Genomic DNA, 24,921 nt, shown 5'->3' with positions numbered 1-24,921 from the left:
GGAGGGACCTCAGCCCGAAACGGGACCGGAGGCCGGGCGGCGCTCCGGCCCCGTTGTCGGGCGCGCCTTGTCGACGTCGCCGCCGGGGATCAGGGCGATCCGGCCCCAGCCCGGCAGCTTCAGGGCCGGGCGGCGCCAGTCGAGGCCCGCCACCGCGCCGAGCAGGTTGAGTTCCAGCCCGTCGACCCAGCCGAGCGTGAGGCCGACATAGCCGCGCCAGGATAGGCGCAGGCCGGTGCCGCTCGGGGTGATCTCGGCGTAGCGGCCCAACGGGGTCCAGTCCTTGCCCAGAGCGGTCGGCGGCAGCGGCACGTCGTTGTCGGGGATGCGCGCGACGACGTGGGCGGCGAAGGTGTTCGAGTTCGGCCCCGGCCACGCCTGGTACGAGCCCTGGCTGCGATAGGGATAATCCGCCACCGCCGCGCGGATCTGCGGAATCGCCCGCGCCGCCGCATCGCCGTCGAGCCCGAGCACGATCTCGGGCGCGTTGCCGAACCAGCGCCCGTCCGGGGCGTAGGCGTCGGTGCGCACGGGCGTGCCCCAGCCGACGACGTCGTAGCGGGTGTAGCGGGGGGCGCCCGCCTCCTTGATCACCACCCAGCTGTGATGGGCGAAGATGCCCCGCCAGCGCCCGACCCGGGCGGCGTAGACGCGCACCATCGCTCCCGGCACGGCGGCGGCCGGGGGCAGAAGGCCGGCGCTCGACCAGTCCGCCGTCGACCAGGTCTCCGCACGCCCCCCTTTCGCGCTCCACCACAGGGCGTGGGTCGCGAGGGGAACGAGGAAGAGAAGGACGAGGAGGCCGAGGCCGAGGAGAAGGAAGCGGAGGGCAGGCAGAAGCACGTCGACAGGCATCGGGTTCCGAAAGGCGGCAGATCCCGACAGGCGGCAGGCTCCTCCGGGAGCTCCAATGTCACGTTCGGCCCCGCCCGGCACAAGCACCCGCGACGCCGTGTGCCGGGGCGCGGCGCGCGGGCCGTGCAGCAGCGCACCGGGGTGCACCGGCGCGCATCGCCTGATGCAGGCCGGTCACACCCCGGCTCCATGATGGGCCGCTCGCCCGATATGCCTTGCAACATTGTAACATCCGGTCGATGAAACGTTGTAACGTGACCAATCTGGACCGGTGGGAATGCGGCGCGGGCGCTCGAGACGGATTCTGCTGGCGGCGGGAGCGGTGCTGACGGGCGCGTCCGCAACCATCGCCACGGCGCAGGCGCAGAAGGCGACCACGCTGGAGGAAATCAGCGTGACCTCGGTGAGCCCGATCCAGGGCCCATCCGCCGCCGCGCCCGACGGTTCCTCCGCCCAATCGCCGCCCCCCTCGCCCGCCGCCCTCCCCGCGCGGGCGGCCGAGGTACTGCCGGTGGTAGCGAACACCTTCTCGCCGGTCACCGTCGTGTCGCAGGAGCGGATCGCCCGTGACCAGCCGCGCACCCTCGGCGACGCACTGTTCGACCGGCCCGGCATCTCCGCCTCGACCTACGCGCCGGGGGCGGCCTCGCGCCCGATCATCCGCGGCCTCGACAACGCCCGGGTGCGCATCCAGGAGAACGGTATCGTCAACGGCGGCGTGTCGGATCTCGGCGAGGACCACGCGGTGCCGGTCAACCCGCTCAATGCCGGCCGGATCGAGGTGATCCGCGGCCCCGCGACGCTGCGCTACGGCTCGGGCGCGATCGGCGGCGTGGTCTCGGCCGAGAACAACCAAGTGCCGACCTTCATCCCCGCCCGCGGGATCACCGGGCAGGTCACGACGGGCTACACCACCGTCGACAACGGCCGGACCGGCGCGGCCAGCGTCGATGCCGGCGCCGACGGGATCGCGGTCCACGCCGACGGCTTCAGGACCGCCACCGATTCCTACGCGATTCCCGGCGGCATCCAGCGCAACTCGGCCACCGAATCGCAGGGCGGCTCGGTCGGCATCTCGGCGATCGGCGACCGCGGCTTCGTCGGCCTCTCCTACAGCCACACCGACGCGATCTATCAGATCCCCGGCGGCGAGGCGGAAGAGGCGCGCACCCGCCTGACCCCGAACCAGGACCGGCTGCTCGCCCGCGGCGAGTACCGGCCGCTGAACGGGCCGTTCGAGGTGCTGCGATTCTGGGCCGGCGGCTCGGTCTACCGCCACGAGGAGATCGGCATCGGCGAGGACGGGATCGAGGGCGTCCAGGCGATCTTCAAGAACCGCGAGGTCGAGGCCCGCTTCGAGGCGCAGCACGTTCCGGTCTTCACCGCGCTCGGCACGCTGACCGGCGCGGTCGGCGTGCAGACGGGCCGGCGCGTGCTGAACTCGCAGCTCGAGAGCTTCCTGCCGCCGACCGAGTCGCGGATGCTCGCCGGCTACCTGTTCGAGGAGCTGGCGGTGGGGGGCGGCCTGCGCTTCCAGGCGGCGGGCCGGATCGAGGGCGACCGGGTCAACAGCATCGCCACGCTGTTTCCCAACGATTACCTGCCCGAGGGCACCGATCCGTTCAGCTACGCCCTGACCCGCCGCTTCGCCCCGAAGAGCGCCAGCATCGGCGCGCTGCAGGATCTGCCCTACGGCTTCGTGGCCAGCCTCAACGGCTCCTACGTCGAGCGCGCGCCGACGGGCTACGAGCTGTTCTCGCAAGGGCCGCACGACGCCACCGCGACCTTCGAGATCGGCGACCCGACCCTGCGGCTGGAGCGCGCCCGCACGGTCGAGATCTCGTTGCGCCGCGCGGAAGGCCCGCTGCGCCTCGACGCCACCGGGTACTACACCCGCTACACCGGCTTCATCTACAAGCGCGACACCGGCAATCGCTGCGACGACGACTTCGCCTCCTGCGGCAGCGGCGACGAGTTGCGCCAGGTCGTCTACTCGCAGGCCAACGCCACCTTCTACGGTGCCGAGATCGGCGCGCAGCTCGATCTCCTGCCCGTCGGCGACGGCTGGGCGGGACTCGAGGCGCAGTACGATTTCGTGCGCGCCCAGTTCGACGACGGCTCCTACGTGCCGCGCATCCCGCCGCACCGGCTCGGCGGCGGCGCCTTCGTGCGGGCGAACGGTTGGTTCGCGCGGATCAACCTGCTCCACGCCTTCGACCACACCGAGATCGCCCCGTTCGAGACGGTGACGCCGAGCTGGAACGATCTGCGGGCCGAACTCGCCTATACCCAGGCCCTCGATCCCGCGGTCTACGGCGCCACCGAGGTGACGCTCGGGCTGCAGGGCCGCAACCTGCTCGACGACGACATCCGCAACTCGGCCTCGTTCAAGAAGGACGAGATCCTGCTGCCGGGCCGCAACCTCCGCCTGTTCCTGACGGCGCGGTTCTGAGGGCGCACCCTTCCCCGAACCGGATCGCGCGCCGAAGCGCCAGCCTACTTGCCGCGGGCCGGCTTTCCCGCCGGGCGCTCGGGCGGCGTGACGGCGCCCGCCACCGTCCAGTGGCACACCGCTGTGCCCTTGAGGGTGAGGCAGTCGTAGGCGCGGCCGTTGAGGGCGACGTGGTCGGCAAGTCCCGTGACCGCGGCGCGGTCCACGGGGCTGCAGCCGAGATCGGATTTCGGATCGGTCGCGATGGCGAGCGCGGCGGCGCGATCCTCCCCCGCGCTGCGCAGGAGGCTGCGCAGGTTGGCCAGCGAGGTGCAGCCGACCACGGAAGCGGGCCGGGCCTGCGCCTTCGGATCACCCGCCTTGCCCGCTGCACCCTGCGCGAAGGCGGCCGGCGCGGACAGAGCCAGGGTGACGACCGCCGGGGCGGCGAGGGTCCGGAAGACACGGAGCGGCGGGCGGGACATGGATCGGCCTCGGGCGGCAGAACCCCATCCCGAAAGGCCGTTGCCGGCCCCCGGGCCGGAGCACTGAAGCCCGGCATACCATGCCCACGGCCTCGCACCGAGCGCCGCCGCCCCCGCGCCGCGCCTCACGATCCCGACGATCCCGCGCGCGCCTGCTGCACCCGCAGCTTGGCGTAGCGCTTGAGGACCCGGTCGCGGCGCAGCCGGCTCAGACGGTCGATCCAGAAGATGCCATCGAGCTGGTCGATCTCGTGCTGCAGGCAGGCGGCGCGCAGGCCCTCGGCCTCCTCCTCCTGCTCGGCCCCGTCGAGGTCGCGGTAGCGCACCCGGACGCGCGCCGGCCGCTCCACCGGCTCGACCACGCCCGGCATCGAGACGCTTCCCTCCGGATGCAAGGCCCGTTCCGGCGAGGCCCAGGCGACGACGGGATCGACGTAGACCGCGTGCGGCTCGTCCGGCTGCAGGCGGATCACCACCACCCGCTCCGGCTGCCCGATATGGATGGCGGTCAGTCCCATCGCCGAGACGGCGCCGAGGGTGTCGAGCACGTCCGCCGCGAGCGCGCGCACCGTCTCGTCGGGGGCGGCGATCGGACCGGCGGCCTGATGCAGGCGCGCATCGGGATAGAGGATCAGCGGGCGGACGGGCATGCGCGCGGGTTCCGGGGCCTGAACCAGGAAGGGCTGGACGATGCCCGCCCCGGGCGACGATTCCGGGGCCGACATGCGGGGGCCTCCCCATACCAGAAGGCGGACGGCCCGAAGCCCCGTCATCGACCAACGCACGACCCGGCGTGAGCGGCGGCGAGGGTCCTGCGACGCGAACCGCCTGTTCGGACAAGCCGATGTTTCGGACAAGCCGGCTTTCGCGTCGCCCGAACCGCCGATCGAACGCGAAATCGGAAAAATTCGCTGCGGCGGCGGCCTCCGCGCATCGAGTCCCAGTCTATCCGCACAGATCGATCGGACTCCACAAATGTTGGAACCCTGACAGCATCAATGCATTGGACCCGAATTCCAAAGGGAGCTTGCCAGCATGATGAAAACCATGACGACCCTGCTCGCCGGCACTGTCGTGGCCGCGACGATGATCGCCGCGGCACCGGCCTCAGCGCAGTCGATCACGATCGGCCCGGACGGCCCGGGCGTCGATTTCCGGTCCCGGGGCCAGCGTGAGCGCGATTACCGCCGAGAGATGCGCATGCGCGACCGGGACGATTACTACCGCGAACAGCGATTCCGGGATCGCGATCGGTTCGACCGGGGCGGCTACAACCGTCGCGGCTACGATTACTGATCGAGACCGGCCCCTTCCCTCGGGGGGTGCGTCACGACCAGGGCGGTCACGGCGCAGCCCCGGAGGCGCAGCGACGGGCTCACGCGAAACTGGGACAGCCGGAGCAGGTGCGATCGCGCAGCCGGGCTCGGTTTTGCGAATCACCCGAGTCGGAAGTCACCTTCGCGTCGATCCGCAACAAATGTTGTCCTCACGGCAATGTTAAGAACCATCCATCGGGTCAAAATGCTCGCGCCGCGACCGTACTCGTCCCGAATGGCCAAGTTTCTGCCACGAATTTTCATCTTGAATGCCGAGCAGTGCCGGAGGGAAACCTTTGCGCCGCTTGCGGGTTTGCCTCACCGAACATAACTATGCCTCGTCGATCGGTGGCCGCCTTTGACAAGGCCTTCGATGCCCCCGGAAGGGACGCGGCACCGGCTTACTTCCTCGGTCGCTCTGACGAACGGGACGGCCTTTTCGGCCGAGAGCGGGACGCATTTCACACGGGGTGCCGCGGCGAGCGGAGGAGGAACCCGGATGAACACTGGCACTGTGAAATGGTTCGATGAGATCAAGGGTTACGGGTTCATCCAGCCCGATGCCGGCGGCAAGGACGTGTTCGTCCACATCTCCGCCGTCCAGCAGGCGGGCCTGCGCGGTCTCGTCGAGGGCCAGAAGGTGACCTTCGACGTCGAGAACGACCGCCGCAGCGGCAAGCCGGCCGCGGTCAACCTGCAGGCCTCCTGAGGCTGGATCTTTTCCGATCCCGGCCCTAAATCTGCTTCCGTATCGCAACAGGCCCAAAAATGTTATCGGAGCCGCCCCGAACAGGGGCGACATCTGTTGCGTGTTGCGGCGCACTCGTGCATCGACTGCGCCGGTCTATCTGATCACAGCGCCGAGTCCCGACCGTCCGGAACCAGGATTGATCCGGCGGTCGGTCGTGTCACCGCATGAGAAAGGTCATATGAGCGCATTCGACTTCAGGAACTTCGAAGACCGCCGTCAGAACTCCCAGGCCGCCAAGGCGGCATTGCTCGAGAAGTTCAAGGCCCGTCCGGCTCTGGACGATCCGGAAGTGCGGGCCAAGGCCCAGGCGCGTGCCGAGGTCGCGCGCGCCCGCGACGAGCGCGCCCGCGAGCGTGAGCGCATCCGGATCGAGACCGAGCGCAAAGCCGCGGAAGAGAAGCGCCTGCGCGAGGAAGCGGAGCTCGCCGCTCAGCTCGCCCGCGAGGCTGCCGAGGCCGCCGCGCTCGCCGAGCGCAAGGCCGCCGACGCCGCGGAAAAGAAGGCCGCCCGCGACGCGCGCTACGCCGCCCGCAAGGCCAAGGTGAAGATCCGCCGCTGAGCTTCCCGCGGCGCTCCCGGCTTCCGGGAGCCCGCACGGGACGCTTTGCCAGGCGGTCGCCCTGTCGAGACGACCCCACGCGCCGGACGCTTCGAGCCCGGCGCGTTTTCTTTTGCCCTTGCGCCACCGCACCGGATGACGCAGGGCGCGGCGCAGCCCCCGCCCTTCGCGGCCGGCCCGATGCCCCGGCCCACGGCATTCCTTGTGGGCAGATTACGCAGTTCGGGGCCGGGACCGTCCGGCAACGCTTGGCAAGTCCGCTTCCCCCGACGTTAGAGTGCCGGACGCTTCGATGATGCGCGCCGCGCTGGGGTGAACAGGGAGGGCCAGATCTTGCGTATCCTGGGCAACCATCTCGGCACGCCGGCGCGGCGGCGCGGCCTGACCCTGACCGGTCTGTATCTCGGCGCGCTGCTCTGGCTTGGGACCAGCCTCGGGCCGTCGCCCGCCGCCGCGCAGGGCGAGCCGCCGATCCGCAGTGCGGAGGATGCGTTCTGCCGCAGCGAGGCGCGGGCGCAGGTCTTCTCCGCCCCGGACCCGCTCAATCTGGGCCTGCGCGAGATCGGCCGCCGCATCTGGGCGAGCTGCATGGAGCGGACCCAGCGCAAGGGACAGGGCAAGGGGCAGAAGTCGCGCAAGCGCCGCCACCGCTGAGCGCCGCCGCCCTCGCGCCCGAGCAGGATCACCCCCACATCCTGCCGGTGACAGGCAGGAGACGCGTGATGGGCTTTCTCGACGGGCTGCTCGGGCACGGCAGCGATCTCTCCGCGGACGAAGTGGACCGGCAGCTTGCCGGGGTGCTGGCGCCCGGCGAGAGCGTGCGCGTCGCCTTCAAGGTGATCCGCGACCTGATGGTCTTCACCGACCGGCGGCTGATCCTGGTGGACCGCCAGGGCATGACCGGCCGCAAGGTCGAGTACCTGACCGTGCCCTACCGGGCGATCACCTCGTTCTCGGTCGAGACCGCGGGCAGCTTCGACATGGATTCGGAGCTCAAGATCTGGATCTCCAGCCGGCCCGAGCCGATCCAGCGCACGCTCAGGCGCGGCGCCGACATCTTAGGGATTCAGCAGGCCATCGCCGGCTCGCTGAAATAGACCGCTGCCATGACCTCGACGGATGGGTCCGCGCCGGGCTTCGCGGTCCGGCGCCTCGGCCCCGGCGACATCCCGTCCATGCGCGCCCTCAACGCCCTGTTCGGGCGCGCCTTCGCCGAGCCCGACACCTGCGGCGCCGCACCGCCGGACGACGCCTACCTCGCGGACCTGCTGGCCAAAGCGCATGTCGCGGTGCTGGTGGCGGAGCGCGACGGCGCCGTTCTGGGCGGCCTCGTCGCCTACGAGTTCGACAAGTTCGAGCGGGCGCGGCGCGAGATATACCTCTACGACCTCGCCGTCGCGGCGGAGCACCGCCGCCGCGGCATCGCCACGGCGCTGATCCGGCAGCTTCAGGCCCATGCCGCGCGCCGGGGCGCCTGGGTCGTCTTCGTCCAGGGCGATCCCAGCGACGGCCCGGCGCTCGCGCTCTACGACCGGCTCGGCACCGGCGAGGACGTCCTGCATTTCGACCTGCCCGTCGGCGACCTGCCCTTGCCATAGGGAGCGAATCCCTCTAAAGGCGCGGCCTTCGCGTTCGCTCCGGCCGGGGGCTGAACGGACGGTGCCGCAAGAGATGACCTCTCTCGGCACAGGGTTTTTCGAAGAACCCGTCGTCCGGTGTCTCCGCCTTCGATCAACCGCTCGGGCCATCATCACGGCTCGAAGGGCTTGGCGCCGAGAGAATGCGAGACGAACCGGCCCGATTCAACCCGCGACGCGCGGGCGGGCTTCCTTATGGCAAGGAAAGGCCCAAAAATGCCTCTCTACGAGCACGTCTTCCTGGCGCGCCAGGACGTGACGGCCCAGCAGGTCGAGACCATGGTCGAGACCTACAAGGGCGTCATCGAGGCGGGCGGCGGCACGATCGAGAAGATCGAGTCCTGGGGCGTCAAGTCCCTCGCCTACCGCATCAAGAAGAACCGCAAGGCGCATTTCACGCTCCTCAACATCTCCGCCCCCCCGGCCGCCCTGGCCGAGATGGAGCGCCAGATGCAGATCTCCGAGGACGTGCTGCGCTTCATGACCGTCCGCGTCGAGCAGCTGGAGGCCGAGCCTTCCGCGATGATGCAGAAGCGCGACCGCGACGACCGCAAGGATCGCGACCGTGGCGACCGTCCGCGCCGCCGCGACGACGACTTCGGTGGCGGCGACCGTGGTGATCGCGGCGACCGCGGCGACCGTCCCGAGCGCAACTTCGGCGGGGAGAACTGATCATGGCCTTCGGTGCTGGTGGTGGCGGCGGTGGCCGTCGTCCGTTCTTCCGTCGTCGCAAGAGCTGCCCGTTCTCGGGCGAGAACGCTCCCAAGATCGACTACAAGGACGTGAAGCTGCTCTCCCGCTACGTCTCGGAGCGCGGCAAGATCGTTCCCTCGCGCATCACCGCGGTTTCGGCCAAGAAGCAGCGCGAGCTCGCCCAGGCGATCAAGCGCTCCCGCTTCCTCGGCCTGCTGCCCTACGTCATCAAGTAGGTCTTTTGCCGGTTCGCCCTCGGGCGGACCGGCCTATCATCGCCAGGGCGGCTCCCCGCAAAGGACCCGCCCGATCGTTGGGGCGCCGTCTTCAGCCCCTAACCCTGCCCTAGTGGGACAGCGGGACAGCGGACCTTATGACCAAGGACATCTCCGTCGGCGCCGGTGCCGGCCTCGTGGCGGCGCTTCTTTTCGGCGTGCTGCTCAAGGCCACGACGCTCGCCATCCTGCTCTACCTGCTCGCCCCGCTGCCGATCCTGATCGTCGGCCTGGGCTGGAGCCACCGCGCGGCGCTCGCCTCCGTGGTCTCGGGCGCCCTGGCGCTCGCCCTCTTCATCGCGCCCTCTCTCGGCCTCGCGTTTGCGGCTTACCTCGCCATCCCCGCTTGGTGGCTCGCCTATCTCGCCCTGCTCGGCCGGCCCAAAGCAGACGGCACCATCGAGTGGTATCCGACGGGGCGCCTGCTCGCCTGGGTCGCGGGGACCGCGGCGCTCGCCTTCATTGCCATCGCCGTCATCGCCTCGCCCGACTACGACACCTTCCGCGCGCAGCTCACCGCGATGAGCCGCCGGGTGGTGCAGGTCCAGGTGCAGCGCGGCCGGATCCCGCCCCCCGCCCAGCCCGCCCCCACCAACGAGGCGCCGGCCGGCGACACCGATACATCCGCCGCGAAACCGGCCGAGCCCGCCGCGCCGGAGTCGCCGGGCGGCGCTCAGGCCGGTGAGAAGCCCGGCGAGAAGCCCGACGATCTCGCCAGCGAGGTGGCCGATGCTCTGGCCACCGTCGCGCCCGCGATCGCCGCCCAGGGTCTGACGATCCTGTTCACCTTCTATCTCTGGGCCGCCGCCCGCATCGTGCAGATCTCGGGACGCCTGCTCCGGCCCTGGCCCGACCTGCCCTCGACGGTGATGCCGCGGACCGCGCTCCTGGTCTTCGCCGCCGCCCTGACGCTGGCGATGGTGCCCGGCTATCCGGGCGCCCTCGGCATCGCTCTGATCGGCGCCTTCAGCGCGGCCTTCGCGCTCCAGGGGCTCGCCGCCTTCCACGATCGCAGCCGCGGCCGGCCGGGGCGCTTCGCCCTGCTCGCCGGCCTCTACGTGCTGCTGTTCCTCACACAAGGGGTGGCCATGCTCGCCCTGATCCTGTTCGGCATCGCCGACACCGCCCTCGACCGGCGCCGCCCGAAACCTCGCGGCGACGCCTGAGACGAATCTTCCAACCCACTCAAGGAGAAGTCAGATGGAAGTCATCCTGCTCGAACGTGTCGCCAAGCTCGGCCAGATGGGCGAGACCGTGAACGTGCGCCCCGGCTACGCCCGCAACTTCCTGCTCGCCCGCGGCAAGGCCCTGCGCGCCACCGAGAACAACAAGAAGCACTTCGAGGCCCAGCGCGCCCAGCTCGAGGCGCGCAACCTCGAGCGCCGCAACGAGGCCCAGACCGTGGCCGAGAAGCTCGACGGCCAGAGCTTCGTGCTGATCCGCCAGTCCGGCGAGACCGGCGTGCTCTACGGCTCGGTCTCCACCCGCGACCTCGCCGAGGTCGTCACCAAGGAGGGCTTCACCGTCGAGCGCGGCCAGTTCGTGCTCAACCAGCCGATCAAGACGCTGGGCCTGCACACCGTGCCGGTGACCCTGCACCCCGAGGTCGAGGTCAAGGTGACCGTCAACATCGCCCGCTCGCCGGAAGAGGCCGAGCGTCAGGCCCGCGGCGAGTCGGTGACCGAGCGCGAGCAGTTCAACCTCGACGACCTCGGCCTCGAAGTCGGCCAGGCCCTGGCCGATGCCGGCGAGGGCGCCGACGACCGCGGCTAAGTCCGGGATGGCGAAGGGATCATCCCTTCGCCGGGGCGCCGGGGCCGAGCCCCGGCATTCTCCCAAGGCTCTGCCCTGGACCCGCGAAAGGGCTTGCCCTTTCGAAACCCCTGACAACCGCATAAGCGGTGGAGAACGGGGATGCGCCGGGCTTCGGCGTTGACTTGTTCCCAATCCGTTCCAGCATGACGCCCGCGATTCCCGCCGCCCGGGAGCCGCGGGCGTCTCGCGTTTCGGGGCCCGTGGCCTGCGTGTTGCAGCCGGCCCGAGGAGGGTCGGCTAAGGAAGGCTTCACCATCCCGAGGCAAGGTCCGGCGGGCATGAAACGGGGCGGATGAGCCGCCCGCATCGGAGCGACGGACAAGCGCCATGGCCCTGCCCAACGCCCTCACGGCCAAATTGGAGACGGTGCAGCCCGAATACCGGGTGCCGCCGCACAACATCGACGCGGAGCAGGCCCTGCTCGGCGCGATCATGGTCAACAACGACGCCTATTACCGCGTCTCGGACTTCCTGCTGCCCGAGCACTTCATGGAGGCGGTCCACCGCCAGATCTTCGAAGTCGCGGTCTCGCTGATCAAGGCCGGCAAGCTCGCCACGCCGATCACGCTCAAGACCTATCTCGGCGACGCCGATCTCGGCGGCGTCACGCCGATGCAGTACCTCGCGCGGCTGGCGGCGGAGGCGACCACCGTCATCAACGCGGGCGAGTACGGCCGCACCATCTACGATCTGGCCATTCGCCGCCGCCTGATCACCATCGGCGAGGATCTGGTCAACGGCGCCTTCGAGGCGCCGGTCGAGTCGCGGCCGCGCGACCAGATCGAGGCGACCGAGCGCCGGCTCTACGAACTCGCCGAATCCGGCAAGTACGACGGCGGTTTCCAGAAATTCTCCGACGCGCTGACCGCGGCCATCGACATGGCGGCCAAGGCCTACCAGCGCGACGGCAAGCTGTCGGGCATCTCCACGGGGCTGACCGACCTCGACGCCAAGATGGGCGGGCTGCAGCCCTCCGACCTCATCATCCTCGCGGGGCGCCCGGCCATGGGCAAGACCTCGCTCGTGACCAACATCGCCTTCAACATCGCCAAGGCCTATCGCGGCGAGAAGCAGCCCGACGGTACCATGCAGACCGTCAACGGCGGCATCGTCGGCTTCTTCTCGCTCGAAATGTCGGCCGAGCAATTGGCCACCCGCATCATCGCCGAGCAATCCGGCGTGCCCTCCTACAAGATCCGCCGCGGCGACATCCGCCCCGAGGACTTCTACAAGATCACCGACGCCGCGCGGGACATGCAGACGATCCCGTTCTACATCGACCAGACCGGCGGCATCTCCATCGCCCAGCTCGCCGCCCGCGCCCGCCGCCTCAAGCGCCAGAAGGGCCTCGACCTCCTCATCGTCGACTACCTCCAGCTCCTGTCGGGCTCTGGAAAGCGCAGCGACAACCGCGTGCAGGAGATGACCGAGATCACCACCGGCATGAAGGCCCTGGCCAAGGAGCTGGCGGTGCCGATCATCGGCCTGTCGCAGCTCTCCCGTCAGGTCGAGAACCGCGACGACAAGCGCCCGCAGCTCGCGGATCTGCGCGAATCGGGCTCGATCGAGCAGGACGCCGACGTGGTGATGTTCGTGTTCCGCGAGGAGTACTACGTCGGCAACAAGAAGCCGCGCGAGGGCACGGAAGAGTTCTTCGCCTGGGAAGCCGAGATGCAGCGCGTCCACGGCAAGGCCGAGGTGATCCTCGGCAAGCAGCGCCACGGCCCGACCGGCACGGTGGAGCTGCAGTTCGACGCCAACATCACCCGGTTCTCGAACCTGGCGCAAAGCGACCGGATGCCCGAGCAGATGTGATAAGGTGGGCCCGTGCTGACGGATCGGGGAGGCGACGTGGCTCTCGCACCCAAGGCGCGGTCGCCCGCGCGCCCTACGCTGAACGAGGTCTTCGAGGCCGAGCAACAGCTCGTCGGCCTCATCCTGGCGCAGCCCGCCGTCCATGGCCGGGTCGCCGCGATCCTGCGCGACGAGGATTGGACCGAGCGATTGCATCGCGGCGTCTTCGAAGTCGTGGGCCGATTCATCAGAGAGGGCCGGCCCGTCTCGCCCGTGTCGGTGTTGCCGAGGGTCAGTGACGTCGCGCCCGATGGCGGACCGGCCCTTGGCTACCTCGTGGCCCTTGTCGCGAAGGCTCCGCCTCCAGCGCTCGCCGAGCCCCTCGCGCGTCTGCTAGCCGAAGCCGCGCAGGCCCGCACAAGTCCCGACCACCTCGATCGCGACCTCTATGCCTGGGCCTACGAGCAGGCCCAGGCGCTTCGCCGCGGGCAGTTCGACGCCCTCGACGCGCTCAATCTGGCCGAGGAGATCGAGGACTTGGGCGGCGAGATCTACAACCGGCTGGAGAGTGCCGTTCGGATCATCCTGATGCATCTCCTGAAGTGGGATCATCGGCCCGGAAAGCGTTCGCGGAGCTGGACGATCTCCATCCGCGTCAAGCGCGTCGATGCCGAGCTTCTTCTCGAACGGTTCCCGAGCCTCAAGCACCGCCTGCCGGGCGCCATGCGCGACGCCTATCGTCGGGCGCGAATCGAGGCGGCCGGCGAGACCGGCCTCGACGACGACGTGTTTCCAGCCGAATGCCCCTATACCTTCGAGGCGATCATGACCCGGCCGGTGCCCTGGCCGCCGGAGGGCGGGGAGTCCTGACCATCTCCGGAGACACTCTCGTGGCCCCGGGCCACGGCGCCCGCCTGACGGTCGATCTCTCGGCGATCGCCGCGAATTGGCGCGCGCTCGGCGCTTGCGCACCGCAGGCCGAGTGCGGCGCCGTGGTGAAGGCCGATGCCTATGGCTGCGGCCTCGCGGCCGTCGCCCCGGCTCTGTGGCGGGCGGGCTGCCGGACGTTCTTCGTGGCGCATTTTTCCGAAGCCGTCGCTGCGCGAGAAATCCTGCCGGAGGCGGCGATCTACGTGCTCAACGGGCTTCCGCCGGGCAGCGCCGAGGCGGTACGCGCCCATGCCCTGCGCCCCGTCCTCGGCGACCGCGACGAACTCCTCGAATGGGCCGCCGCGACGGAGGGCGCGGCGCCGGCCGCGCTCCACGTCGATACCGGCATGAACCGGCTCGGCCTCCCCGTCGAGGCGGCGCTGGCGCTCGCCCGCGATCCGGTGATCGCCCGGGCCGGCATCGACCTCGTGATGAGCCATCTCGTCAGCGCGGAAGCCCGCGCCGATCCGCTCAATGCGCGGCAGGCCGCCGATTTCGCCCGCATCCGGGCCGCCCTTCCGCATGTGCGCGCCTCGCTCGCCAATTCCTCGGGCACCTGCCTCGCGGACGCTGCGCGCCACGATCTGTTGCGGCCGGGCTATTCCCTGTTCGGCGGCAATCCGGAGCCCGGCCGGCCGAACCCGATGCGGCCGGTGGTGCGGCTGGAGGCGGCGATCCTGCAGGTCCGCGACGTCGCGGCCGGCGAGACCTGCGGCTACAACGCCCGCTGGCGGGCCCCTGCCCCGCGGCGGCTGGCCACCCTCTCGCTCGGCTACGCCGACGGCTACCCCCGCTCCGCCAGCAACAGCGGTCATGCGCTGGTCGGCGGCGTGCCCTGCCCGATCGTCGGGTTGATCTCGATGGACCTCATCATCCTCGACGTCACCGACGCACCCGAAGCCCGCCGCGGCGGCACCGCCACGCTGATCGGCGATCGTCTCGACATCGACACGGTGGGCCGCGCCGCCGGCACGATCGGCTACGAGATCCTGACCGGGCTGGGTTCCCGTTATGTTCGCTCTTATGTAGAGTAACCAACGGCCGACCCGCCGGTCCCCTCCATCGACGCCCTGCTCCCGAATGGCCAAGATCCAACAGACCTTCGTCTGCCAGTCCTGCGGGGCGGTCTACAACCGCTGGCGCGGGCGCTGCGAGGCCTGCAACGGTTGGAACACGATCCAGGAGGAGGTGCCCAGCGCCGGCCCGCAATCGGGTCCGGCCGCGACCCGGCCGTCGCGGGCGCGGGGCCGCGTCTTCCCCCTCGAAGGCCTGACCGGCGAGGCCAAGGAGGCCCCGCGCACGGCCTCGGGCATCAACGAACTGGACCGGGTGACCGGCGGCGGCTTCGTGCGCGGCTCGGTGATCCTGCTCGGCGGCGATCCCGGCATCGGCAAGTCGACGCTGCTGATGCAGGCCTCCGCCGCCATGGCGAAAAGCGGGGAGCGGGTCGCCTACATCTCCGGCGAGGAGGCGGTGGGACAGGTGCGCCTGCGCGCCGAACGCCTCGGGCTGGCGGGTCACCCGGTGGAGCTGGCGGCGCAGACCAATGTCGAGGACATCGTCGAGACGCTGTCGCAAGGCCAGCCGCCGGCGCTGACCATCATCGACTCGATCCAGACCATGTGGACCGAGACGGTGGAATCGGCGCCGGGCACCGTCACCCAGGTGCGGAGCTCGGCCCAGGCGCTGATCCGCTTCGCCAAGACCACGGGCACGGCGGTGATCCTCGTCGGCCACGTCACCAAGGACGGGCAGATCGCCGGGCCGCGGGTGGTCGAGCACATGGTCGATGCGGTCGCCTCCTTCGAGGGAGACCAGGGCCACCACTTCCGCATCCTGCGCGCGGTCAAGAACCGCTTCGGGCCCACCGACGAGATCGGCGTGTTCGAGATGACCGATGCCGGGCTCGCCGAGGTGCCGAACCCCTCCGCCCTGTTCCTAGCCGGCCGCGACCACGCCGCGCCGGGCACCGCGGTCTTCGCCGGGATGGAGGGCACGCGGCCGCTTCTCGTCGAGATCCAGGCGCTCGTCGCCCCCTCCTCGCTCGGCATGCCGCGCCGGGCCGTGGTCGGCTGGGATCCCAACCGCCTGTCGATGGTGCTCGCCGTGCTGGAGGCCCATGGCGGCATTCGGCTCGGCGGCCACGACGTCTACCTCAACGTCGCGGGCGGCCTGCGCATCACCGAGCCCGCCGCCGACCTCGCGGTCGCCGCCGCGCTCGTCTCCTCGCTCTCGGGGGCGGCGCTTCCCTCCGATTCGGTCTATTTCGGCGAACTCGGCCTGTCGGGGGCGGTGCGGCCGGTCTCGCAGGCGCCCGCCCGGCTGAAGGAGGCGCTCAAGCTCGGCTTCGGCAAGGCGATCACCCCGCAGGGGCGCGGCGAGACCGGCGACCGGGCGCTGCCGACGGAGGCGCTGCGTCACATCGCCGACCTCGTCGCCGGCATCGCCTCGGGGGCGCCCCGGCGCGGCGGCGGACGCCCGCGGGCCGTACGCTACGAGGAGGAGGTGTAGCGCGGCCTATTCCGCAGCGGGACGGGCAGTGAGATGCGGCCGCAGGATCGTCATCATCCGCTCGGCCGCCGTGCCGGGCGGAAAGAATCCGAGATAGGCCCCCGATCGGTCCATCAGATAGATGAAGGCGGAATGCTCGACGGCCCGGCCGCCTCCGGGGCGCGGGCTCGTCTCGTAATAGACCTTGTAGGCGTCGGCGGCGCGGCGGACCGCCGCCTCGCTGCCGGTCAGGCCGACCAGACGCGGGTGGAAGTTCGGCAGGTACTCCGCCAGCAGCCCGGCCGTGTCGTGCTCGGGGTCGAGCGTGATGAAGACCGGCTGGACGGAGTCGGCGTCCGGGCCCAGCAGCGTGAGCGCCCGGCCGATCTCCATCAGGTCCGTCGGGCAGACATCCGGGCAGGCGGTGTAGCCGAAATAGACGAGGAGGAGGCGGCCGCGAAAATCGGCCTCCGTGCGAGGCCGTCCCGCCTGATCGGTCAGCGCGAACGGGCCGCCGACCGGCTCGCGGTTCCACATCAGCACGTCCATCAACTCGGCGGCCGAGCGGCGCGGCGGGGTCTCGCCGCGCGCGGACCCGGCCATGCCGAGCAGGCCGAGCAGGACGGCCGCGAGCGCCCGGTTACGCACTGAAGACGAGCCGGCTGCCGGTCGTCGGAACGATCACGTTCTCCGGCATCTGCGCCTGCGCCTCGAGCGCGAAGTTCAGGCCGCTGCAATGCATCGGCACGACCACGTCGGGCCGGAGCCCTTTGATCTCGGCCACGACCTGGGTCAGGTATTCCTTCGGCGCGGGGCCGAGATGGAAGCCGCCGACGATGGCGTGGACGCGCTCGACGCCCGAGACCTCCTGCGCCTGCCGCACCGAGTTGACGATGCCGACATGGCCGCAGGACGAGATCACCACGAGGCCCTTGCCCCGCACGTTGAAGCAGGTGGCGTGCTCGTGGACGTGCTCGTCGGGAATGATTTTCCCTTGAAGTTCGGCGGGCGAATAGTGGCTGGCATCGCAACCGAGCCCGTCCTTGATGCCCCGCTCGACGAAGGTGTTCGGGAGGATGCGCTCGATCGAGGCGCGCTTGATCTGCCCCGTGGTGAAGGCGTGGCCGGCCACCACCGTCGGCGTCTCGCACAGCACGGTCGAGATCCGCTGCGCCGCCAGTTCGCGCCGATCGAGCTGGCCGAAATCGGTGAACTGGCCGGGGACGCCGCTCGGGGACAGGCGGTGGCAGAAATTGTCCTCGCCGCCGGCATAGAGCTTCAGGTCGGGCGCGAGCGCGCTCCTGTACTTGTCGAGGAAGCCGGTCAGGCCGCCGTAATGGTCGTGATGGCCGTGGCTGACGATCAGCGCGTCGACCTTGGTCGGATCGACCTTCAGGATCTCGATATTGTTGAGGAGCGCCTCGGGGCTGTAGCCGAAATCGAGCAGGATCGTGCGCGCCTCCTCTGCCCGCCACGATTCCGCGAAGAGGGACAGGCCCCACTGATTGTGCAGCACCCGGCGGTAATCGGCGCCGCGGCCGTTGCCCGGCGGCTGGTGCAGCACGCCCTGGACGGTCGCGGGCTTCAGGAACTGGTCCAGGCCGTGTCAAAACTCTGGGATTGGGACTTTGCGGTCGGGTGACGTCCCGGTCTCTTGAGAATGGGCTGTTCATCGCGTCGAACGGGTTTTTGCGGTCGGGAGACGACCAGTTTTTGATTGAAAGCGCCTCCTGGACGGTTTCCCGGCCTCTTCGGCGAGCGATCCATGCTCCCGCTCAGGTGGGGATCGCCGCCAGGAGCTTCCGGCTTCCCAGGATGTTGAGAACCCGCGTCAGATTGTAGGCGAGGACATGGAGCGCCATCTCGGTCGAGACGCGCGGCAGGGTCTTGGTGAGGAAGTGCGTGGCCCCCATCCGCGCCTTCAGCGTACCGAAAGGATGCTCGACCGTCTCACGCCGGACCCGCATGGCCAGCGGATCGGCGTCCAATCGGCGCTGCACCGTCTCCAGCACATCCTCGTGCTCCCAACGTGTCACCCGGCGCTCCTTGCCCGTCGTGCATTCCGCCTTCATCGGGCAGGCCGAGCACACGTTCGTCCAGTACCGATGCAGCGTCAGGCCGTTCTCCACCGTGGTGCATCGGTGGGGCAGCGTCTCGCCCGCCGGGCACAGGTAGGCATTCTCCTGAGGGCGATAGAGAAAATCCTCCTTGCCGAAGCGGCCGGCGGCCTTGGCGCCCGAGGTCATCGGCCGGGGCAGCGTGACCGAGATGCCGGCGCGTTCGCAAGCCAGAATCTGTTCACCGGAATAATAGCCCCGGTCGGCCACCGCATCGAGCGTGTCCGTCTCCAGAGCCTGCTTGGCCCGTACTGCCATACCACGGAGCTGCGCCCGGTCCGAGCCGGCATTGGTCACCGCGTGCGCCACGATCAGATGATGCTCGGTCTCGACCGCCACCTGGACGTTGTAGCCCACCACGCCCGACCCGCGCCCGCTGGTTGCCATCGATCGCGCGTCGGGATCGGTCAGCGAGATCTGCCGGTCGGGCGCCGCCTTCATCTGCTCCTCCAGGCCGGCCAACCGCTCCATCTCCTGCCCGAGGCGGGCGATCTTCTCCTTCAGCCGCACCACCTTGGCGGCCAGTTCGGGTGTGGGATCCTGACGATCGGCCGTGTCGAGCTGCGAGAGGTAGCGCGACACGCTCTCCTCGATCTGCTGGCGGCGCCGGTCGAGCTTGCCTTGCGTGAAGTTGCGGTCGCGGTTGTTGACCGCCTTGAACTTCGAGCCGTCGATCGCGACGCGTGTGCCGGTCAGCAGGCCCATCTCGCGGCACAAACCGACGAAGCGGGCACAGACGCGCCCGATGGCCGGTCCGTTCTGACGGCGGAACTCAGCAATGGTCTTGTGATCGGGCGACAGCTGACCCGTCAGCCACATGACCTCGACGTTGCGGCCCGCTTCACGCTCCAGACGCCGGCTCGACGGGACCCGGTTGAGGTATCCGTAGACGTAGAGCTTCAGGAGAGCGGCCGGATGGTAGCCCGGTCGCCCCGTCCGTGCCGCATCGACGCCCGCGAAGCCGAGCGCCCCAAGATCCAGCGCATCCACGAAGGCATCGACCACGCGGACCGGATTGTCCTCGGCGATCCAGTCTTCAAGACACGGCGGAAACAGCGTCGTCTGATCACGCTCGGCACCGACAACAAACCGTCCCATGCCAGCCTCCGGTCGACCCGGAGAAAGATACCATCATGGGAGTTTTGACACAGCCAGGGTCGTGAGCCGAATCAATCAGGACGCGCAGGGACAGCTTGTCGACCGTCGGCACCGCGATCGGCGCAGCGTCGGCGATCTCGATACAGGAGAATCCGGCGGCCGCACCGGCCGCGAAGACCGCGGATCCCCGCAGAAAACCGCGCCTGTCGATCGTACCGGCCATCCCCTTCAACCCCGTCCGTATCTTGAATACTTCGGTTATAGCCGAGATTACCAGAAAGATCTTTTTCTCTTTCGGCGAATTCGTGAAACGTTGTGCGCGTCACTGCGGCAGCGGCGGGAATCCTGCTCTCGCGGCCCGATCCTCCTGTGGGGACCGCCCCCGAGCCGAAATGCCGCGTCTGCAGGGATGAGCGGCGCCCTGCCCCCGCGGGCGGCCGCGCGCCGGATCGCCTCAGCGAGGGTGAGGCTGCCCCGGCCCGCCCGGGGACGCCTGGAGGCCCGCACGGGGGCATGCGCCCCGAAGGTGACGGCCGAGGTTCGCCGGGGTATATGGTTAAAGACCAGAGCGGACGCGCGGCCCGGGGGAGCCGTCGTCGTCCGGGCAAGGCTGCCCCGTCCCGCCCCAGCGAACCATATCCTGCGATGCCGTTTTCCGTCCTCGACCTCGTGGTGCTCGGCATCGTGCTCGTCTCGGCGCTGCTCGCCGCCGTGCGCGGCGTGACCCGCGAGGTGCTCGCGATCATTGCCTGGGTGGCCGCCGCCGCGGTGGCATGGTCGCTGCACCCGCTGCTCCTGCCTACCGTCAAGCAGCACATCTCCAGCGACACCGTGGCGCTGGTCGCCTCCATCGCCGCGATCTTCCTCGCCACCCTGATCGTGGTCTCGCTGGTGACGGTGAAGGTCTCCGACCTCGTGCTCGACTCGCGCATCGGCGCCGTCGACCGCTCCCTCGGCTTCCTGTTCGGGGCGGGCCGCGGCTTCCTGATCTGCGTGATCGGCTGGGTGTTCCTGGCCTGGCTCGTACAGGGCAAGGTTCCGGACTGGGCGGCGCAGGCCAAGAGCCGCTCGCTCTTGGAAAGCTCGGGCGAGGCGCTGGTGGCGCAGCTGCCCGACAATCCGGAGGGCTTCCTCAAGCAGTTCCGCAAGCCGAAGGGCGAGGGGCCGGCCGAGGAGCCGCCGCCGGAGACCGACCTCCCCGCCCAGCGCCGCAGCGAGGCCGGGCCCGCGCCGAAGCGCTGACGGCCGCCCCCCCCGCATCCGGGCCGCGCAAGCAATGCGCGCGGATGACGAAGGATATGCTGGAATCGGTCTTGGTTGCGACGAGATCCGAGCCTAGGTAACGGTTTCACGACGGTCCCGGCGTCATCCCCGCGGCAGAGCCTGCGGACGAACGGCGCCTCCGGCCGTTTCCCGCCGTGCCGGATGCGAGGCCCGCGTGACCCGCGCGCCTCCAGGATTCGAGATCGACATGTCAGCTGTCAGCGCGAGCGCCGATGTCCGCGACCTGGACATCGACGGGGATACGCTTCGCGAGGAATGCGGCGTCTTCGGCATCTACGGGCACGACGACGCCTCGGCGATCGTGGCGCTCGGCCTGCACGCCCTGCAGCATCGCGGCCAGGAGGCGGCGGGCATCGTCTCCTACGACGACGGGGTGTTCCACTCCGAGCGCCGCCAGGGCCTCGTCGGCGACAACTTCTCCGACCGCGGCACGATCGAGCGGCTGGCCGGGCGCTCCGCCATCGGCCACGTGCGCTACTCGACCACCGGCGGCACCATCCTGCGCAACGTTCAGCCGCTGTTCGCCGAACTCGCCAGCGGCGGTCTGGCGGTCGCGCATAACGGCAACCTGACCAACGCGCTGTCGATCCGCCGCGACCTCGTGCGCGACGGCGCCATCACGCAATCGACCTCGGACACCGAGGTGATCCTGCATCTGGCCGCCCGCTCGCGCAAACCGCGCATCGTCGAGCGCTTCATCGACGCGCTGCAGCAGATCCAGGGCGCCTACGCCATCGTCGCGCTCACCAACAAGAAGCTCATCGGCGCCCGCGATCCGCTGGGCATCCGCCCCCTGGTGCTCGGCGAGCTCGACGGGCGCTACATCCTCGCCTCCGAATCCTGCGCGCTCGACATCATCGGCGCCCGCTTCATCCGCGACGTCGAGAACGGCGAGGTGGTGGTGATCTCGGAGGAGGGCGTCGAGTCGATCCGCTTCGCGGAGGCGCGGCCGATGCGCCCCTGCATCTTCGAGTACATCTACTTCGCCCGCCCCGACTCGGTGGTGAACGGCAAGAGCGTCTACGGGGTGCGCAAGGCCATCGGCCAGGAACTCGCCCGCGAGGCGGCCCCCGAGGCCGACGTGGTGATCCCGGTGCCGGATTCCGGCGTGCCGGCGGCCCTCGGCTTCGCGCAGGAGGCGGGCCTGCCCTTCGAGATGGGCATCATCCGCAACCACTATGTCGGGCGCACCTTCATCCAGCCGACCCAGACCGTGCGCGAACTCGGGGTGCGGATGAAGCACTCGGCCAACCGCGCCGCGGTCGAGGGCAAGCGCATCGTGCTCGTGGACGACAGCCTCGTGCGCGGCACGACGTCCGTGAAGATCGTGCGGATGATGCGCGATGCCGGCGCCCGCGAGGTGCATTTCCGCATTGCCTCGCCGCCGATCACGTACCCTGACTTCTACGGCATCGACACGCCCGAGCGCGAGAAGCTGCTGGCCGCCACCCACGACCTCGAGGGCATGCGCCAATATATCGGCGCCGATTCGCTGGCCTTCCTGTCGATCCCCGGCCTGTACCGGGCGATGGGCGAGGAGGCGCGCAACGCCGACTGCCCGCAATACACCGATCACTGCTTCACCGGCGACTACCCGACCGGCCTGACCGATCTGGCGATTGCCGGGCCGAAGCGCTTCGCGATGCTGGCCGAGGCGGATTGAATCCGATGGCCGACAAGATCCTCGACGGCCGCGTGGCCGTCGTCACCGGCGCCTCGCGCGGCATCGGCCGTGCCGCGGCGCTCGCGCTGGCAGGCGCCGGGGCCCACGTCGTCGCGATCGCCCGCACGCAGGGGGGGCTGGAGGAGCTCGACGACGCGATCCGGCAGGCCGGCGGCCACGCGACGCTGGTGCCCCTCGATCTGACCGATTACGACGCCATCGACCGTCTGGGTGCGGCGCTCAACGAGCGCTGGGGCCGGCTCGACGCGGTGATCGGCAATGCCGGCATCCTCGGCAACCTGATGCCGGTCAGCCACGTCACGCCGAAGGTCTGGGATCAGGTGATGGCGATCAACGTCACCGCCAACTGGCGCCTGATCCGCTCCGTCGATCCGTTGCTGCAGCGCTCGGATGCGGGACGCGCGATCTTCGTCTCCTCGGGCGCGGCCGCGAAGTGCCGGGCCTATTGGGGGCCCTACTCCGTCTCGAAGGCGGCGCTGGAGGCGATGGTGCGCACCTACGCCGCCGAGAACGAGCGCACGGAGGTGCGTGCGATGCTGGTCAACCCCGGCCCCCTGCGCACCCGCATGCGCGCGGCGGCGATGCCGGGCGAGGATCCGGCGACCCTGAAGACCCCGGAGGCGCTGGCGCCGCATTTCGTGCGCCTCGCCTCTCCCGAATGGAACGAGACGGGCAAACTCTACGATTTCCCCAGCGACCGGGTTCTCGCCTTCTCCGCACCCCAGTAAGGGGGTCCGGGGCCTCGGGCCCCGGCGGGGTTGCGGGGGAGCCCGCTTGTCTTGGGGCTTGTAGGGTTTCAGCCATGATCGACGTCCGCTGCATCTGCGCCATCGGCCAGCGGGGCCAGCTCGGCCTCAACGGGCATCTCCCCTGGGAAGGCAACACCGATCCGCTCTTCGTCGAGGACGTGACGCGCTTCTTCGCGCTCACCATGGGCCACGTGCTGATCGCCGGGCCGAAGACCGTGGCCTCGGTGCCCGAGTTCGCGTTCAAGGACCGCACCATCGACGTGATCCGCTCGCACGAGGATCCGGAGGCGGTGCTGAAGCGCTATCCCGGCCGGCGCATCTTCGTCGGCGGCGGCATCGCGGTCTGGAACGTCTACGCGCGGTACATCCAGCACTGGGACGTCACCCGCCTTCCCTACGACGGCGAGGCCGACCGCTGGTTCGATCCGGCCTGGCTCGTCGGCGGACCGCTGCGGGCCGGCTGACGCATCGGCTCTCGCGGGCATCTCCGGGGTCGTGCAGGCAGTGTCCATGTTTCGCAAGCGCCGGACGGCCGAGCCTCCGCCCGTCGTCATCGGCAGCCTCGACGGCTTCGCGAACGGACGCCTGCACGGCTGGATCTGCGACTTCCTGCATCAGGGCGAGAGCGCCTATGTCGAGGTGCATTGGCGGGGGACCATGCTGATGCGCCTGCGGGCGAGCCTCGCCCGGCACGACGTCAACGCGATCGGTGTCGCGGGCGATCACGGGTACTGCTTTTGGCTCCCTGCCCTTCCGCCCCTCGCGCGCGGCGACCTGACCCTGACGGCCGAAATCCGGGGGACGTTCCATCCCATCGCCCTCGGGGCCCTGGAAGATCAGATCCTCGCCTTCTTCGCCCCCGGTCCCGCGGCCGCTTCCCTCGACCGTTGCCGGCAGTTGTGGGGCACGAACCAGGAGCGCGAAACCGTCTCGTCGAGGACGTATCACGATGTAATCTACCTGCCCTTCACCGCGGGGATATTGCTCGACCACGATCCCCGCTGGGGCCTCTACACCGGCGACGGCTATCTCATTCCGGAAGCGGCGTATCGCCGGGGGGCCGACCTCGCCCTCGTCGGCCAGAGCGAGAGGATCGAGATCGATGGCGAGACCGTCGATGACGCGCCGTTCGAGACGATGATCTATGGCGGGCCTCTGCTGGCGCATTACGGCCACTTCCTTGTGACGACCCTGGCCCGCTGCTGGGCCATCGACGGCTCGCTCCCGGTCCTCTTTCACTCCGTGCCCGCGGTTCAGGACCACGCAGCAAGCTACATCGTCGAGCTTCTCCGGCATGCCGGGCTGGAGAACCGCAGTTTTTCGTTCGATCGGCCGACCCGCATCAGGAGGGTCGTCGTTCCCGAGGCATCCTTCTACGAATTGCACAGCGTCTGGACGCATTACGCGACCGCCATGTCGGCGATCGGGCGCAACGTCGCACCGGTCGCGGCTTGCGTGCCGAAGAAGGTCTATCTCTCGAAATCCCGCCTGCACGCCGGCGTGAATGGGGTGGAGGGCGAGGCTTTCGTCGATCTCAGGATGAGGCAGGCCGGCTTCACCGTCATCCACCCGGAAACCCTCGGTCTCGCCGCGCAGGTCAACATCTTCCGAAAGGCCGAACTCATCGTGGGGACGGCCGGGTCGGCGTTCCACACGCTCGCGCTGGTGCCGCACACGTCGGCGAGACGGGTCATGCTGACGCTGGGAGAATCCCTGAACAGCAACTTCCTGCTCCTCGATCGCGTCTGCGGCGGACGAGCGGACTATTTCACGATCAAGGACGAGTTGACTCGATCGGAGTCTGAAAACTTTTCCATGACGCACGTCATCAAGGACGCCAATCGTCTGGCAGACAGGATCATCGCCACCGTATCGTGAAGCGATGCCCTCACCGGCCCGGCATCCCCCCACCCCGCGGCCGCCGCTGCGGCGATGTCCCGCTCCGCATGGCGGTGAGA

Annotated in this window: 25 protein-coding genes and 2 pseudogenes; 20 read left to right on the top strand and 7 right to left on the bottom strand. The window is 69.7% G+C overall.

The window, feature by feature from the left end; translation table 11 throughout:
• Positions 1-9: 9 nt before the first annotated feature.
• Positions 10-855 carry a DUF3750 domain-containing protein gene (locus MPPM_RS21180; protein WP_096486741.1) on the bottom strand — a complete coding sequence of 282 codons (846 nt, stop codon included), beginning with the start codon at positions 853-855 and terminating at the stop codon, positions 10-12.
• 301 nt (positions 856-1,156) lie between these two features.
• Here MPPM_RS21180 and MPPM_RS21175 point away from each other — a divergent pair, with 301 nt between their 5' ends.
• The gene (locus MPPM_RS21175) at positions 1,157-3,307 is read left to right on the top strand and encodes a TonB-dependent receptor (RefSeq protein ID WP_096487958.1); all 2,151 of its coding nucleotides are present in this window, start codon (positions 1,157-1,159) and stop codon (positions 3,305-3,307) included.
• A 44-nt stretch (positions 3,308-3,351) separates the two neighbouring features.
• Here the strand turns inward: MPPM_RS21175 and MPPM_RS21170 are convergent, their stop codons facing one another.
• Positions 3,352-3,771, bottom strand: coding sequence for a hypothetical protein (locus MPPM_RS21170; protein ID WP_096486740.1), 420 nt, complete (start codon positions 3,769-3,771; stop codon positions 3,352-3,354).
• A 125-nt stretch (positions 3,772-3,896) separates the two neighbouring features.
• Positions 3,897-4,421 carry a peptide deformylase gene (locus MPPM_RS21165; protein ID WP_096487957.1) on the bottom strand — a complete coding sequence of 175 codons (525 nt, stop codon included), beginning with the start codon at positions 4,419-4,421 and terminating at the stop codon, positions 3,897-3,899.
• A gap of 388 nt (positions 4,422-4,809) precedes the next feature.
• Here MPPM_RS21165 and MPPM_RS21160 point away from each other — a divergent pair, with 388 nt between their 5' ends.
• The 14 genes from MPPM_RS21160 to radA all read left to right on the top strand — a co-directional run bounded on the left by MPPM_RS21160 (position 4,810) and on the right by radA (position 16,052).
• On the top strand, positions 4,810-5,067 hold the full coding sequence (locus MPPM_RS21160) for a hypothetical protein (RefSeq protein ID WP_096487956.1): 258 nt from the start codon (positions 4,810-4,812) through the stop codon (positions 5,065-5,067).
• 519 nt (positions 5,068-5,586) lie between these two features.
• Positions 5,587-5,796 (top strand): cold-shock protein, encoded by a 210-nt coding sequence (locus MPPM_RS21155; RefSeq protein WP_096486739.1) that lies wholly within the window; start codon positions 5,587-5,589, stop codon positions 5,794-5,796.
• A gap of 220 nt (positions 5,797-6,016) precedes the next feature.
• Positions 6,017-6,397: a DUF6481 family protein gene (locus MPPM_RS21150; RefSeq protein ID WP_096486738.1), complete on the top strand. Its 381-nt coding sequence runs from the start codon at positions 6,017-6,019 to the stop codon at positions 6,395-6,397.
• 333 nt (positions 6,398-6,730) lie between these two features.
• Complete coding sequence (locus tag MPPM_RS21145; protein WP_096487955.1) at positions 6,731-7,051, top strand: hypothetical protein; 321 nt, start codon at positions 6,731-6,733, stop codon at positions 7,049-7,051.
• A 68-nt stretch (positions 7,052-7,119) separates the two neighbouring features.
• Positions 7,120-7,494 carry a PH domain-containing protein gene (locus MPPM_RS21140; RefSeq protein WP_096486737.1) on the top strand — a complete coding sequence of 125 codons (375 nt, stop codon included), beginning with the start codon at positions 7,120-7,122 and terminating at the stop codon, positions 7,492-7,494.
• Positions 7,495-7,503: 9 nt separating this feature from the next.
• On the top strand, positions 7,504-7,995 hold the full coding sequence (locus MPPM_RS21135; RefSeq protein ID WP_096486736.1) for an AAC(3)-I family aminoglycoside N-acetyltransferase: 492 nt from the start codon (positions 7,504-7,506) through the stop codon (positions 7,993-7,995).
• A 255-nt stretch (positions 7,996-8,250) separates the two neighbouring features.
• Positions 8,251-8,706: a 30S ribosomal protein S6 gene (gene rpsF / locus MPPM_RS21130; protein WP_096486735.1), complete on the top strand. Its 456-nt coding sequence runs from the start codon at positions 8,251-8,253 to the stop codon at positions 8,704-8,706.
• A 2-nt stretch (positions 8,707-8,708) separates the two neighbouring features.
• Positions 8,709-8,963 carry a 30S ribosomal protein S18 gene (rpsR, locus tag MPPM_RS21125; RefSeq protein WP_004446294.1) on the top strand — a complete coding sequence of 85 codons (255 nt, stop codon included), beginning with the start codon at positions 8,709-8,711 and terminating at the stop codon, positions 8,961-8,963.
• Positions 8,964-9,100: 137 nt separating this feature from the next.
• Positions 9,101-10,168: a YybS family protein gene (locus MPPM_RS21120; protein WP_096486734.1), complete on the top strand. Its 1,068-nt coding sequence runs from the start codon at positions 9,101-9,103 to the stop codon at positions 10,166-10,168.
• Between the two features lie 34 nt (positions 10,169-10,202).
• A complete protein-coding gene (gene rplI, locus MPPM_RS21115) occupies positions 10,203-10,775 on the top strand; it encodes a 50S ribosomal protein L9 (protein WP_012456121.1) in 573 nt (190 codons plus the stop codon).
• 369 nt (positions 10,776-11,144) lie between these two features.
• On the top strand, positions 11,145-12,632 hold the full coding sequence (locus MPPM_RS21110) for a replicative DNA helicase (protein ID WP_096486733.1): 1,488 nt from the start codon (positions 11,145-11,147) through the stop codon (positions 12,630-12,632).
• 36 nt (positions 12,633-12,668) lie between these two features.
• On the top strand, positions 12,669-13,481 hold the full coding sequence (locus tag MPPM_RS21105) for a DUF29 family protein (protein WP_162296276.1): 813 nt from the start codon (positions 12,669-12,671) through the stop codon (positions 13,479-13,481).
• A 20-nt stretch (positions 13,482-13,501) separates the two neighbouring features.
• Positions 13,502-14,575, top strand: coding sequence for an alanine racemase (gene alr, locus MPPM_RS21100; protein WP_244573376.1), 1,074 nt, complete (start codon positions 13,502-13,504; stop codon positions 14,573-14,575).
• Between the two features lie 46 nt (positions 14,576-14,621).
• Positions 14,622-16,052, top strand: coding sequence for a DNA repair protein RadA (gene radA / locus MPPM_RS21095; RefSeq protein WP_096486730.1), 1,431 nt, complete (start codon positions 14,622-14,624; stop codon positions 16,050-16,052).
• A 6-nt stretch (positions 16,053-16,058) separates the two neighbouring features.
• Here the strand turns inward: radA and MPPM_RS21090 are convergent, their stop codons facing one another.
• The 4 genes and pseudogenes from MPPM_RS21090 to MPPM_RS29055 form a co-directional block, all read right to left on the bottom strand.
• Complete coding sequence (locus MPPM_RS21090; RefSeq protein WP_096486729.1) at positions 16,059-16,679, bottom strand: SCO family protein; 621 nt, start codon at positions 16,677-16,679, stop codon at positions 16,059-16,061.
• Positions 16,672-17,628 (bottom strand): annotated as a pseudogene (locus MPPM_RS21085) (MBL fold metallo-hydrolase); the annotation flags it as partial. The pseudogene MPPM_RS21085 and the gene MPPM_RS21090, both read right to left, overlap by 8 nt.
• 178 nt (positions 17,629-17,806) lie before the next feature.
• On the bottom strand, positions 17,807-19,246 hold the full coding sequence (locus MPPM_RS21080; RefSeq protein ID WP_096486419.1) for an IS1182 family transposase: 1,440 nt from the start codon (positions 19,244-19,246) through the stop codon (positions 17,807-17,809).
• 58 nt (positions 19,247-19,304) lie between these two features.
• Positions 19,305-19,469 (bottom strand): annotated as a pseudogene (locus MPPM_RS29055) (MBL fold metallo-hydrolase); the annotation flags it as partial.
• A gap of 422 nt (positions 19,470-19,891) precedes the next feature.
• Here MPPM_RS29055 and MPPM_RS21075 point away from each other — a divergent pair.
• From MPPM_RS21075 to MPPM_RS21055, 5 genes are all read left to right on the top strand, one after another.
• Positions 19,892-20,488: a CvpA family protein gene (locus tag MPPM_RS21075; protein ID WP_096486728.1), complete on the top strand. Its 597-nt coding sequence runs from the start codon at positions 19,892-19,894 to the stop codon at positions 20,486-20,488.
• A 229-nt stretch (positions 20,489-20,717) separates the two neighbouring features.
• A complete protein-coding gene (gene purF / locus MPPM_RS21070; protein WP_096486727.1) occupies positions 20,718-22,193 on the top strand; it encodes an amidophosphoribosyltransferase in 1,476 nt (491 codons plus the stop codon).
• 5 nt (positions 22,194-22,198) lie between these two features.
• A complete protein-coding gene (locus MPPM_RS21065) occupies positions 22,199-22,942 on the top strand; it encodes an SDR family NAD(P)-dependent oxidoreductase (RefSeq protein ID WP_096486726.1) in 744 nt (247 codons plus the stop codon).
• Between the two features lie 74 nt (positions 22,943-23,016).
• Positions 23,017-23,427 (top strand): dihydrofolate reductase, encoded by a 411-nt coding sequence (locus tag MPPM_RS21060; RefSeq protein ID WP_096486725.1) that lies wholly within the window; start codon positions 23,017-23,019, stop codon positions 23,425-23,427.
• 46 nt (positions 23,428-23,473) lie between these two features.
• Positions 23,474-24,841, top strand: a complete 1,368-nt coding sequence (locus MPPM_RS21055; RefSeq protein ID WP_096486724.1) for a glycosyltransferase family 61 protein — start codon at positions 23,474-23,476, stop codon at positions 24,839-24,841.
• The last annotated feature ends 80 nt before the right edge of the window (positions 24,842-24,921 follow it).

This window comes from Methylorubrum populi (assembly GCF_002355515.1).
Taxonomy (GTDB): Bacteria; Pseudomonadota; Alphaproteobacteria; order Rhizobiales; family Beijerinckiaceae; genus Methylobacterium; species Methylobacterium populi_A.
The sequence above is the reverse complement of the archived record's forward strand: the minus strand, read 5'-3'. Positions and strand labels throughout refer to the sequence as shown.